The organism is Paracoccus sp. 22332, assembly GCF_052045125.1.
Lineage (GTDB): Bacteria > Pseudomonadota > Alphaproteobacteria > Rhodobacterales > Rhodobacteraceae > Paracoccus > Paracoccus haematequi_A.
Window position 1 is genome coordinate 1 of the sequence record NZ_JBQEOI010000062.1, and the last position, 11813, is coordinate 11813.

11 protein-coding genes and 1 pseudogene are annotated in these 11813 nt (G+C 64.6%); 4 read left to right on the forward strand and 8 right to left on the reverse strand.

What is annotated here, in order from left to right:
* Positions 1–165 precede the first annotated feature (165 nt).
* From ACTJI6_RS22240 to ACTJI6_RS22270, 7 genes and pseudogenes are all read right to left on the reverse strand, one after another.
* The gene (locus ACTJI6_RS22240; protein WP_085502601.1) at positions 166–1209 is read right to left on the reverse strand and encodes an IS5 family transposase; all 1044 of its coding nucleotides are present in this window, start codon (positions 1207–1209) and stop codon (positions 166–168) included.
* A 31-nt stretch (positions 1210–1240) separates the two neighbouring features.
* A complete protein-coding gene (gene repC, locus ACTJI6_RS22245) occupies positions 1241–1963 on the reverse strand; it encodes a plasmid replication protein RepC (protein WP_440803824.1) in 723 nt (240 codons plus the stop codon).
* Between the two features lie 177 nt (positions 1964–2140).
* Positions 2141–3103: a plasmid partitioning protein RepB gene (gene repB, locus ACTJI6_RS22250; protein ID WP_126156384.1), complete on the reverse strand. Its 963-nt coding sequence runs from the start codon at positions 3101–3103 to the stop codon at positions 2141–2143.
* Positions 3100–4314, reverse strand: a complete 1215-nt coding sequence (repA, locus tag ACTJI6_RS22255) for a plasmid partitioning protein RepA (RefSeq protein WP_126156383.1) — start codon at positions 4312–4314, stop codon at positions 3100–3102. Before repA ends, repB begins: the two co-directional genes overlap by 4 nt.
* A gap of 93 nt (positions 4315–4407) precedes the next feature.
* The gene (locus ACTJI6_RS22260) at positions 4408–4752 is read right to left on the reverse strand and encodes a type II toxin-antitoxin system RelE/ParE family toxin (RefSeq protein WP_241232927.1); all 345 of its coding nucleotides are present in this window, start codon (positions 4750–4752) and stop codon (positions 4408–4410) included.
* Complete coding sequence (locus ACTJI6_RS22265) at positions 4742–5017, reverse strand: ribbon-helix-helix domain-containing protein (RefSeq protein WP_126156403.1); 276 nt, start codon at positions 5015–5017, stop codon at positions 4742–4744. The genes ACTJI6_RS22260 and ACTJI6_RS22265 overlap by 11 nt, the downstream gene beginning before the upstream one ends.
* A 64-nt stretch (positions 5018–5081) precedes the next feature.
* Positions 5082–5883: pseudogene (locus ACTJI6_RS22270) on the reverse strand (recombinase family protein).
* Positions 5884–6220: 337 nt separating this feature from the next.
* Between ACTJI6_RS22270 and ACTJI6_RS22275 the strand changes: the two are divergent.
* The 4 genes from ACTJI6_RS22275 to ACTJI6_RS22290 are packed head-to-tail and all read left to right on the forward strand — an operon-like array spanning position 6221 to position 9456.
* The gene (locus ACTJI6_RS22275) at positions 6221–7228 is read left to right on the forward strand and encodes a glycosyltransferase (RefSeq protein WP_440803726.1); all 1008 of its coding nucleotides are present in this window, start codon (positions 6221–6223) and stop codon (positions 7226–7228) included.
* A complete protein-coding gene (locus tag ACTJI6_RS22280; RefSeq protein WP_440803723.1) occupies positions 7225–8232 on the forward strand; it encodes an acyl-CoA dehydrogenase family protein in 1008 nt (335 codons plus the stop codon). Before ACTJI6_RS22275 ends, ACTJI6_RS22280 begins: the two co-directional genes overlap by 4 nt.
* The gene (locus tag ACTJI6_RS22285) at positions 8229–8888 is read left to right on the forward strand and encodes a PIG-L deacetylase family protein (RefSeq protein WP_440803721.1); all 660 of its coding nucleotides are present in this window, start codon (positions 8229–8231) and stop codon (positions 8886–8888) included. Before ACTJI6_RS22280 ends, ACTJI6_RS22285 begins: the two co-directional genes overlap by 4 nt.
* A complete protein-coding gene (locus ACTJI6_RS22290) occupies positions 8878–9456 on the forward strand; it encodes an SAM-dependent methyltransferase (protein WP_440803718.1) in 579 nt (192 codons plus the stop codon). The genes ACTJI6_RS22285 and ACTJI6_RS22290 overlap by 11 nt, the downstream gene beginning before the upstream one ends.
* A gap of 105 nt (positions 9457–9561) precedes the next feature.
* Here ACTJI6_RS22290 and ACTJI6_RS22295 read toward each other — a convergent pair whose 3' ends face one another.
* Positions 9562–11424, reverse strand: coding sequence for a DUF927 domain-containing protein (locus ACTJI6_RS22295; RefSeq protein WP_440803716.1), 1863 nt, complete (start codon positions 11422–11424; stop codon positions 9562–9564).
* Positions 11425–11813: the final 389 nt, after the last annotated feature.

An 11813-nucleotide genomic window follows, 5' to 3' on the forward strand; every position in this document is an offset into this window, starting at 1 on the left:
GGGCACCTCGATTTTTGACCTTTTCCGGTCGCGGGTCGCGGGCTCGGCGGCTTGAAATGGGCGTGATGCCACCCGTCAGTGCCCTTGTGCGCTACGGGGTCTTTGATGCTTTGCCTGTCGCGCGCGGCGTTTCGTGCCGCACGACTTGATTTCCGCGCCCCTGGGTTAGCCCGGGCACGGGTTCAGGCGGCTCAGCTGGCCGAGGCGGCGCATGTTGTAAGCGAGGTTCTTCATCCCGATCTTCGCCTTCGCCCGCACCATGCCGATCGTGCGCACCAGCGTGCCGCCCATGTCATTGGTCTGCGCGCCGAAGACATGCTCGACCCGGGCACGCACCGAGGATTTGGTCCGGTTGCTGCTTTTGGCCTGCTCGGTCAGCGGCTTGCCGCGCTTGCCCTTGCGGTGGATGTGGCTCTTCAGCTTCATGCCGCGCAGCTTGGCTTCCATCTCCTCGGACCGATAGGCCGGATCGGCCCAGACCCCCGCGCCGGTATTGCCCCGCGTCAGCAGGTGGTCCACCGCTTGGCTGTCATGCAGGGCGGCATCGCTGACATGGTAACGTCTTACCAGCTTGTGCTTCCTGTCCATGCTCACATGGTTCTTGTAGCCATAGTGGGATTTACCGTGCTTCTTGGTCCAGCGGGCATCAACGTCCTTCTGTGACCGCTTGGCCGGTTTGTCGGACCAGCCCTCGGGCACCTCACCGCTCTTGATCGCCTTGTTTTCCTCGCGCGTGTTGTGGTTCTTCGGCACCGGGACGATGGAGGCATCCAGGATCTGCCCTCCCCGCGCGATGTAACCCCGGCGCGCCAGATAGCCGTCGAACTGCTTGAACAGCGCCTCCACCAGGCCCGCCTGCGCCAGCGCTTCGCGATAAAGCCACACCGTCTTGGCATCGGGCACCCGGTCCTCAAGCCCTAGGCCGAGGAACCGCATGAATGACAAACGGTCGCGCACCTGATACTCGATCTGGTCGTCGGACAGGTTGTAGAGCGCGCCCAGGACCAGTGTCTTGAACATCAGAACGGCGTCCATCGGCTTGCGCCCGGCGCGCGACTTCCGCTCCGCATCTGGCTTGCGCCAAACCCGCTCCAGCGTCGGGCGGAACTCCTCCCACGGCACAACGGCGTCAATCTCGACCAAGGGGTCCTTCTTGGCATCCAGGCTCGCATAGCGGTCCGAAAGATCGAAGAAACCCATCTGTGCCATCGTTACGCCCAAGCAGCCGATCACCCCCCGTTCATACCGCAGCAACTCGGGCCGGGCAATTTTTCGAGGTGCCCTTAAGAACAGTAGTCAATTCATTATGCAGCGTCCACAAATCTTGGGCGCAAGGCTTGCGGCGAAGGATGCGGCCTGCAAGGTTCACAAGACTCCGTTGCGGGTCATCAGAGGGCAGGGCGCCTCCCTGGCTTTCAACCAGGTCAAGGAGACTGATCACATCGCGCCGCATCAGGCTAATGTCGCTTCGCAGATCCGCCATCGCCGCCGCGGTGTCGCGGGCCCGCTGGGCGGCCGCCCGGATTTCGTCTGCACGCCGCAGCAAGGGCGACAGGTCTAAGCCGAACCGCTGTTCGCCAAGGGCACTGCGACGAATGTATCGCTTTCCATTTGGACTGTCATTGCGAAGGATCAGTCCGACCTCGACCAGACGGGCAAGGTGACGGCGCATGGTCGAACAGGGCATCCCGTTGAGCCGGTCGCAGATCGTCGAGTTCGAAGGGTATACGATCAATCGTTCAGGATCGCCCAGATCATTGCGGGGGTGGAAACTGACAAGCGCCTGCAGGACAGTCAGATCACGATCGGAGACACCGAAGGTCTCCCGTCCGGCCACCAGATCGCGCAATATGGCCCATTTATCGACGCTTCCGCCCGAAGACGGTTGCATCAGCGTCGCATGGCGGCGGATTTGGACAGCATCCACCCGCCGCCGGAACGGCGTTATGGCATCGTAAGTCATTGTTCGTTCACGAAGACAAAGAAATCCCGCGCTGCAAATCACGAAGGGACTTGCAGACTGTTCCGATGGCGATTACCTTTAATGTGCTACGATCAAAGGGTCTCGTAAGGTTTCGTGCTTTGCGGGACCTTTTCTTTGGCTGGGTCGTGCCTCCTTGCTGTTATGCCTATCTTGCCCTCACCCGCGCTTCTTCCAGCGGGCGTGAAGCTCCTCGATCGCGCCGGCAGCTTCGGATTGCAGCCATTCCGCGAACTTTGTGTCTTCGGTCCTGATCTCCAGCCGGACACCGGTCTTCGTTCTGATGACCTTGCCGGCGGGTTTTCCATTGATCGTCAGGGTGTTCGAATCTCCCGGTGTCGGGCGGGGCAGGGCGGTCATCTTTCGCAAAAGCCGGACTACCGCTTCGAACGCTGCAACCGAGGGATCGGCAACCTCCGGATCGGTCTGAGCCCTGACCCGAGCTGCAAGCTCCACCAGCTCCGCGCGATCCATGTCGGACTCGGCCAATGCGGCGGCCAGCGCCTCCCAACGGGGACGGCCCGTGCCATGGGCAGGGCCGATCGCCAGGGCAAGATCCGGACCGACAGTCCGGACAACGGCAAGAGCCATCGAGACCGCCGATTTCGTTACGTTCAGGATATCGGCGATCTGAGCCTGGCTGCCGAAATCGCTTTCGACCAGTTGGCGGGCAAACATCGCGCGTTCGATGAAGCTCAGCTCGCGGCGGCCTGTGTTCTCGGAAGCCTGCGCGCGGATTGCGGCGCTGTCGTCCATCGAGGCGATCATCGCGCGGATCTTGGTAACGTGGTCAGATCCGCGCACGGCCTCCAGCCGCCTGCGTCCATAGACCAGCAGGTAGCGGTCCGGATCCGAAGGATCGCGGCGGACCAGGATCGGCACGGTCTGCCCCACGGCCTCGATCGAGGCGCGAAGGTCGGCCACGTCCTGCGGGTCCATCCGGTCGGCGGCCCGGTCGTCGATGATCTGATCCGGATCCAGTTCCCAGATGCGGTGACTGTCCACGGCATCGCGCGCCGAACGCAGTGCGCGGTTGTTCGACATCATCGACGGCGGCGCGGCTGCCGCACCCTGGGCCAGGTCGTCCAGCATCGACATCCGGCGCTTCTTGCTTTCGCTCATTTGCGCCCCCAGGTCTGCTGGATCAGTTGCGCGATCTCGTCATTGACCGCGTTCAGGCTTTCGATCGCGCGATCATAGGTGGAGCGCGTGAAGGCCGAGCGATCGACCTCGTAAAGGGTCTGCTTCGTCAGCCCCGCATCCGAAATGGCGGTGGACTTCAGCATCGGCGCATTCAGGACCTTGTCGCCATACATCGTGCGCAGAAAGGCCACGATCCGATTCTGCGGGGCATCCGTCGGCTCGTAGCGGGTCAGCAGATAGCGCATCCAGTCATGCGACATGTCCGCACCGCTTTCCGCGATCACGTCCATCAGGTCGGCCGTCATCCGGAGGAACTGGCTCATGGACATGACATCCAGCATTTCCGGGTGGATGGTCACCAGCACGCCCGTCGCCGCCGAGAGGGCCGACATTGTCAGAAAGCCCAGTTGCGGCGGGCAGTCGATGACCACCACGTCATAGTCGGCATCGACCTGCGCCAGGGCTTCCTTGACACGGAAAAAGAACAGTCCGGCATTGCCCTGCGCCAAGGCCCGGGGCGTTTCATGCTCGAACTCCATGAGTTCGAGGTTGCCGGGGATCAGGTCCAGATTCGGCAGATAGGTCTTGCGGATCACGTCGCGGATCGGGGCAGGCTTCTCATAGCGGATTGCGTCGTAAAGCGTCCCGCCGTCCTGAAGGTCATATTCCGGCTGCACCCCATGCAAGGCCGTCATTGACGCCTGCGGGTCCAGATCGATGGCCAGCACGCGATAGCCCTTCAGCGCCAGCCGTTGCGCCAGATGGGCCGAGGTCGTCGTCTTGCCGGACCCGCCCTTGAAGTTCATCACGCCGATGATCTGCAACTTGTCGCCAAGCTGGCGGCCAGGCAGGTAATCCCCGACACTGCGCGCCGTCTTTTCAAGCAACTCCCGCAATTCCTGGATGTCCTGCACGGAATACATCCGGCGATTGCCGGCGGTCAGTTCGGGTGAGGGACCCTTGCCGTCCAGATGCAACTTGCGCAGATAGCTGTCGTTCACATCCAGAAGCGCGGCAGCCTCTCCCGAGGTGAACTTGCGCATGGCCTTGTGGGCGTCGGGCGGGAACAGGTTCTCACGCTGGGCATGCAATTGACTGGCCAGCCATTCGGAATGTTGCCGAATGACCGTGTTCAGGTTTTCCTGATCAAGGTCTCTGCCCGCTCGTTGCTCTCGCCTCGCCGTGTTCACGAAAAATGCCGTTCTGCTGCGATTTTTCGTGACTATGGCTGAGAATCGCTGCCTTTGGCAAGCAGAATTCCGGATCATCAGGCCTGATGCTTGCTATTCCTGTCCCAGCAAGCGGATCAACATCCGCCGATGCTGGTCCTGTGCCCCGAAAAAGACCGCCAGAACACGCACCTTCTGGTCCATGTCCTCCACCTTGAACCAGAAGGTCACACTGCCCAGGGTCAGTTGACGCAAGCCCGGCATCAGATCATCATGCCGGCTTCCGCGCCGCGGAGCTGTCGCAATGCGCGTGGTATCGTCAAGAATACCGGCCAGTCTGGCCTCGGCGCGTTGCAGGGCCTCTGTACGGCTTTCGCCAAACGCCATGTAGCTGTCGACGAGATGGTCGAAGATCAGGACAAAATCGCGCTCGGCCTCGGCTGCGAACTCAATCCGCATCACGATCCGCACGGCGGCGCGCTGCCGTGAAGCTATCAAGGCGACTGCGCATCGTTGCGGCACCGACGAAGGCTCCCTTGGCGCGCTCCTCCAGCAAGGCCTTTAATGCTGCCCGTTCCGCCCTTTCGCCTTCGGACTTCTGGCGCAGCAGTTCCAACCCATGCTGCACGACCGCGCTCACAGACGGAAAGCTGCCGTCCTTGACCTGAGCACGGGCAAAGGCATGTTGCTCGGCGCTAAGGGAAATCGACGATTTGACAGTCATGGTCATCTCCTTTGAAAGGAGAGTATGACCTGGTGGTACCTGCGTCAAGTCGGAGGGTCGATCCTCACGACAAGTCGTTGATCATCCCCATCCTCTCAGCCCGTTGCAGCAGCAGTCGCACGGTGGAGGGGAACCACTTCACGTTACCCAGGGGGATGCGCTCTCGCATCTGCTCCAGCCGGGTGGCGATGCCTGCCGGCGTCAGGTCGGGATCGGCATGTCGCATCCTGCCACGACGGCCAGCAGCCGGTCATTGGCGGTGCGGCGCGGCGCGATCCAGCACCGTCGCGGACATAGCGTCGGGCGGCGCGCTTCAGCCGCTCGACCGACCAGTCTTGGCCGATGCCGGCGGTGACAAAGCGCGCCAGAGCCTCCCAAACCTAAGGTCGTGCTCTCGAGCTTCTTGAATAGCCCTCGTCGCGGGCCAGGCGCAGCTTGCGGTTCGCCTCGCGGTTGCCTGCCCGAAGGCCGGGGTTGCCGCCCACCCGGCCCTGCGCCTTAGCCGAGCGCAGCCCCGCCTTGGTCCGCTCGCGCGCGTTCCGGTTCCGCCACCGCCCCCATCATCTGAAGCGAGAGGCGGCCCGGCGGCTTGGCCGTGTCGATCAGATCGCCGAGTGAGCGGAAATGCGCCCTCCGGGCCTCCAAGCGACTCGATCACCTGGAGAAGATGCGAAAGCGAGCGCGCCAGCCGGTCAAGCCGGACCACCACCAGGGTATCGCGGGCCGGATCGGCGCCGGAGGGCGCCGCAGGGCAGGGCGTTCGAGGCGTATTCCTTGTGGATGATCCCGCAGCCTGGCGCCGCTCCGCCAGCTGCGGGTCGAGCGTCTGTCGCGGTCGAGACGCGGGCATAGCCGATCAGGGCCAAGGAACCGTCGGGATCATGGGTGCAAAGGGGTTATATGTTGTCGCGAGGAATCCGGCGGCAATCGGAGATGCCCGCTGGCCCTCTGGGCCTTTCCACGCGGCAGGCTCCCTCCGGACATGAGATCTTCGATAAGGTGTCCTTATCGAAGGTCTATTGTCATGCGAAAAGAATACGAAGTGATCCGCATGAACGAATTCAACTGCGGTTATACTACGTTTCTCCTGGTGCTTTATTGGCGAGATCAAGCTCTCAGTCCGGTCCCAGAACCCGCGGGGCCACGACGGCGGAACCGCGGACGGGATGGGGTAGTTGGCTTCGGGATCAGACAGGGCGGATCATGGACGGATCACTTTCGACAATTGTCGCCGCCTATAGCCGCCCTGTCCTGGTGCAGATCGTCGTTGCCATTCCCGTCAGAAACGAGGCCCGGCGTCTGCCGAGGCTGCTGCGGGCCCTCTCGGCGGCGGCGATGCGGTCGCCCCTGCCGGTGACGGCGGTGGTTCTGGCCAACAACTGCACCGACGGCAGTGCGCGGATCGTTCGGTCCTTTACCCATCCGTCGCTGCGCCTGGAACTGCACCAGGTCGATTTTCCCGACCCCAATGCCGGGATCGCCCGCCGGGTCGTCCTGGATCTGGCCGCGCGTCCCGGCGCGCTGATCCTGACCACCGACGGGGACGCCGCGCCCCATGCCGACTGGATCGCCGCCGCGCTGCGCGCCGCGGATGCGGGGGCCGATCTGGTCTGCGGCAGGATCGACGCCGATTGCCGCCATGTCCTGGCCACCGCCCCCGGCCGCAGGGTGACCCAGGCCGAGGCTGCCCATGGCGCGCTGCAACACGAGATCCGCCATGCCGTCGACCTGCTGGCCGGGCGCCAGGGTCCGGAGCGTCCACATTATATCGAATCCGCCGCCTCCATGGCGATCCGCAGCGATGGTTTCCGCTTGATCGGCGGGCTTCCCGACACCCGCTCCAGCGAGGATCGCGCCCTGGTCCATCAGGCCGAATCCCATGGCCTGGCGATCCGCTATGCCGACGACATGCTGGCCACGGTGTCGGGCAGGCTGCACGGCCGCGCCGAGGGCGGCATGGCCGAAGCCCTGCGCCAGCGGATGTCCGATGACGATCCCCTGGCCGACCAGGCGATGCTGCCGGTCCCTGTCCTGGCGGATCTGTGGTCCCGCGCGACGGCCGGGGACAGCCGCCCCTGGCCCAGCCGCGCCCTGTCCTTGGGCAACCGCCTGCGCGCCTCGGATCTGGAAGCGGAGCTGCCCGCACTGAGGCGCCTGGTCGAAGGGTCCGTGCGCCCCCGGCTGCTGCCCCGGGGAAAGAGTGCCGCATGACCGACATCGCCCGTGCCGCGCGCCTTGTGGCGCAGGCGCCCTGCGACGGTCCCGACGGTCCCTCTGGCCCTGCCTTGGCGCATGCGCTGCGGCAGGGCGGACTTCTGGACGCCCCGCTGTCCGTCGGGCAGCTTTTCGAGGCCTTGGCGGCCATCGGCCGGGCGAACCTGTCGGCGGGCCGCATCTTCGAAGGCCATGTGAACGCGGCCAAGCTGCTGGATCTGTATGCCCCCGGCGACAGGAGGGGTGGCCTGCTGGGCATCTGGGGGGCCGACGGTCCCGATCCGGTCAGGATCGACGGCCCCCTGTTGCGGGGGCAAAAGCTGTTCGCCAGCGGCGCGGACGTGCTGGACCATGTGATTGTGTCCGCTGGCACGGGCGACGGCCCGCAGCTTCTTCTGTTCAGCCGCCCGCAGCTTGAAGGGCGGCTGTTTCCCGACGAGTGGCGGGTTTCGGGTATGAAGGCCACCGCCTCGGGGCGCTGCGACCTGGAGGGGCTTGCCGTGGCCGAGGCCCTGCGGATCGGCGGTCCCGGCGACTATCTGATCGAACCGCATTTCCAGGGCGGGGTCTGGCGCTATGCCGCCGTGCAACTGGGCGCGATGCGGGCGCTGACGGCGATCACCGCCGATCAGCTGCAACGGCGCGGGCAGGACGCGGCACCCTTGCAGGCCATGCGCCTGCGCCGGATGGTGACGGCCTGCGAAACGGCCCGGCTGTGGCTGTGGCAGGCCGCCGATCGGGTGGAACGGCCCGATGCGGTGCCCGAGGATGCCGAGGCCGCGATCCTGGCGCGGCTGCTGACAGCCGAGGAAGCGGTCGCGCTGATGAACGCCATGGACCAGGCCCTGGGGGCGGCCTCCTTTGCCACCGCCCATCCCGCCGACCGCATCCGCCGCGACCTCGGCTTCTATATCCGCCAGGCCAATCCCGACGGGCTGGCCCTGGGGGCCATGGCGCGCATCCTGCAAAGCCCCGCCCTGCGCGACAGATGGATCGGATGAGCGGGTTTCTGGACAACCTCGGTCCCCCGATCGGCGTGGCCGATCTGCTGGGCGGACGCCCCCTGGCCGTGCTGGCGCCCCATCCCGACGACGAAACGCTGGGCTGCGGGGCGCTGCTGTTCGACGCCGCCGCCCATGGCGCGCGTTGCACCGTGATCTGCGTGACCGATGGCAGCCGGTCGCATCCGAAATCCCGCGGATGGCCGCCCCGGCGGTTGGCCGAGCAGCGCCGGGCCGAGCTTGAGGCCGCCGCCGCCATCCTGGGCGCGACGACGCATTGGCTGGGACATGGCGACTGCCGGGTGCGGACGGATGCCGACATCTCGGACCTGATCCCGCAAGGCGCGCTGCTGCTGGCGACCTGGGAGGGGGATCCGCATGTCGATCACCAAAGCGTGGCGCGGATGGCGCGGACCCTGGCCCGCCGCGACGTCGCGCTGGCCTATTACCCGATCTGGGGCCGCTTCACGGACCGCACCGCCCCAACCCGCACCATCGCGGCCTCGGCCGCCGCGCTGACGGCCAAGCGTCGGGCGCTTGCCTGCCACCGCAGCCAGATGACGCCGCTGATCGACGACGATCCCGAGGGATTCGTCATGGAGCCGTGGCGCCAGGAGCATTTCCTGACCCATCCCGAGATCGTCATTGCCCCATAGAGACACCCTTGCGCATCTGTCCCGGCTCTATGCCGCCAGCGAGGATCCCTGGAACCATCGCTCCAGCCCCTATGAGGCCGCCAAGTTCCGGGAAACCCTGTCGGCGATCGGCCCCGGCCCGTTCCGCGAGGCGCTGGAAATCGGCTGCGGCAACGGCGAACTGGCGCGCCGCCTGGCCCCTCGCTGCCGACGCCTGACCGCGATGGACTGCATCCCCGCGGCGGCCGCCACCGCGCGCCGCATCCTGGCCGGGTTTTCCCAGGCTACGGTGCTGCAAGGCTGCGCGCCAGACGATCTGCCCGACATCCGGCCCGACCTGGTGCTGTTGTCGGAAGTCCTCTACTTCCTGACCCCCTCGGAAATCTCGACCCTGGGCGGCTGGCTGAACCGGAACGCCGCCGGTCCCGTCGTCGCGGTCAACTGGACCGGGCCGACGGACGAGCGGCTGAACGGAGCAGAGGCCGTCGGCCTGCTCGGCCAAACCCTGGTCATGGCACAGACGCGTCATTTCCCGCGATTTCGGCTGGATGTCCTTTGGCCTGTGCAAAGCTCCATCCGGCCGCGCTGAGGGTCGCGGGCGATCCGACGACGCTGGCAGCCCGGCTGCACGATCATCGTGACGCCCGCGCGGCCCTGACCGCCGTCACATGAGCGGCAGTTGGATTGATTTATCTCAGTCCTCATCCTCGGGACAGAAGATATTCAGAAGGTGTTCACGGAGGCTGAACTCGATTTTCGCGTTCGGGGCCACTGCCGCGAGGGCCTGTTTGCAGATGAGATGGACGCGCGGCCGACCCGCGTGCTGGGCTTTGTCCATCCGCGCCTGATAGGAACGCTTTTCGCCGCCCGGCTTGAGAAGGCCTGCCCGTTCGAGGCTGGCCAGATGCCAGGGCCTGGCATCCTTCAGCATATCGACGGTCAGGTAATAGAACCGATGGTCCTGCCATCCGGTCCGGTCCTCCTGTTTCCGAGGCGTGCCCCCCAACCATCGCAATCGATGGCCGTGGGCTTCGATGGCGTCGAGCAGGATACGGAGCGCGGGGCCGACGCTGTGTTCCTGCGCTGCCGAGTGCCAGAGCGCCGCAAGGTGATGAGCGGCCGTCATCGCGGCGTTTTCCGTCCAGGGAAGGATCCCGGCCGCGATCGCCAACTCCCCCGCCGCGCCGACCACGCCAAGTCGCCGGAGATGCGGGAGAAGGGTGCCTGGAGGTGACTCCGTTCGCAGTTCCAGTTCCCGCGCGACGAAACGATCCATGTGGCGATGCAGCATCGCCTCGGCGTGTTCGCGATTGTTGACCAGCCATTCGATGAAGGCGCCTGCCGCATGGCCGTGGTGGTCCCTGATCATGCCGCGCAGGGCGGTGACAAAGGAGGCTGCATCCGGGTATCCGTGCAGATCGTCGAAGGCCCCGTGGAGGCCTGCCCCGACCGGGATATCGAGGAAACGCACCCTGAGAGCCTCGGCCTGGAGATGTCGCTTGCGCCGGAAAATCTCGATCGTCGGGGCCTCGCTGCTCATCAGGATCACGAGGCGATGCCCGGTCTCGCGATTTTCGAAAGAACTGTCCGTGGCGAAGGACGCCAGGGCCGTCATTTCCTTTGAGGAAGGGTGGGCATTGAAGGCCTCGATCGTCATCAGACCATCGTTCCGGCGCGCTTTCAGATCCTCCAGCCGCCCCGGAAACTGCGACCAGAACGTCGTCGTCGCCGGGGAATCCCCGGCACTCTGGGCGGATTGCAGCAACAACGACTTGCCGGAGCCGGGTCGGCCGTAGACGTTCAAACCCACTGTTTCCATCCGCGCCAGCTCGAGGAGCGGGCCCGCAAAGCCTGCGGAGAGGGCGGCCATCAGGAGCGGGTTTCCCTCGGCACAGGTGGCGATGCCGCTCGACCAGCCTTGGAGAGTTCCCGCCCTCGGCACGGGTGAGGCATTGAACAGGGCAAGGTCAGGCACGTCCTCCTTGCGTCGCGCGACAGCACGCCCATCGGGCTGAACGAAGAGGCGATTGCACCCCGGCAGGGACACCCAGCCGGCCCGGTCGAGGCGCCATCCCAGGGGTGGCTGCGACTCCGCGGTCCATGCGCGGAGGAACTCGACAAACTCTCGCAAGGAAACGTGGATCGGAAATCCCAGTCCTGTCAGCCTCCTTGCGAAGCCGGAACCGGAAGCGAGATCCGCCATCCCGCAAGCGATGGACTTTATCTGGCCGGAGAGGTCCATGAACTCGAAGAGAACCGCGTAGCCGTCCTGGGTCCCCGGGCGACGGAGCGTGAGAGCGGGAAAGATCAGGCCGCAAACCCGCTTCGGGCTGGAAAGGAAATGGATGGTTCCCTTGTCGGCATCCACGTCGAGATTTCCGGGAAGGGTTTCCCGGATCCGAGCCGCCAGGGCATGACGATCCGCTTCAGCCTTCCTGTCGGGAATGCAGGCAGGAAGGTGGGGCCGAGCGACTTTCGCGGCCGAATCCGCATGGATCGGCGGATTGCCGACGGGCTCTCCTTCTTGCCTTCCGCCGTCAAGGAACCGATCATCCATTGCTGCCGCTCTCCTGTTTCGCTGCCCGACCCTCGATAGGGCTATTGACCCCGGCCCCCGATTGACCCTGGCCCCCGGACGCACGGCATGGGTCGCACTTCCGGCAAAGGGTCAATGCCCCGTTAAAATATTAAAAATAACGAACACAGGAGGTTATGATAAATCTCGGCACGGAAAAAATCAAGGAATTCGTGACGCAATAACACTGGCGGACCGAAGGAATTAACATTCCGGTTTTTCTTGATAAGGAATAATTTCCCAAACAAATTGGAAAGCACTTTTTATTATTACAGAAACTTTCGTCATATATTTTTGTGGAAATTTTCTTGCCGAGGTGACGGTCTGCCTTCAGACAAAAACTGTTGGACGTGTTGGACTGTTGGACCGGC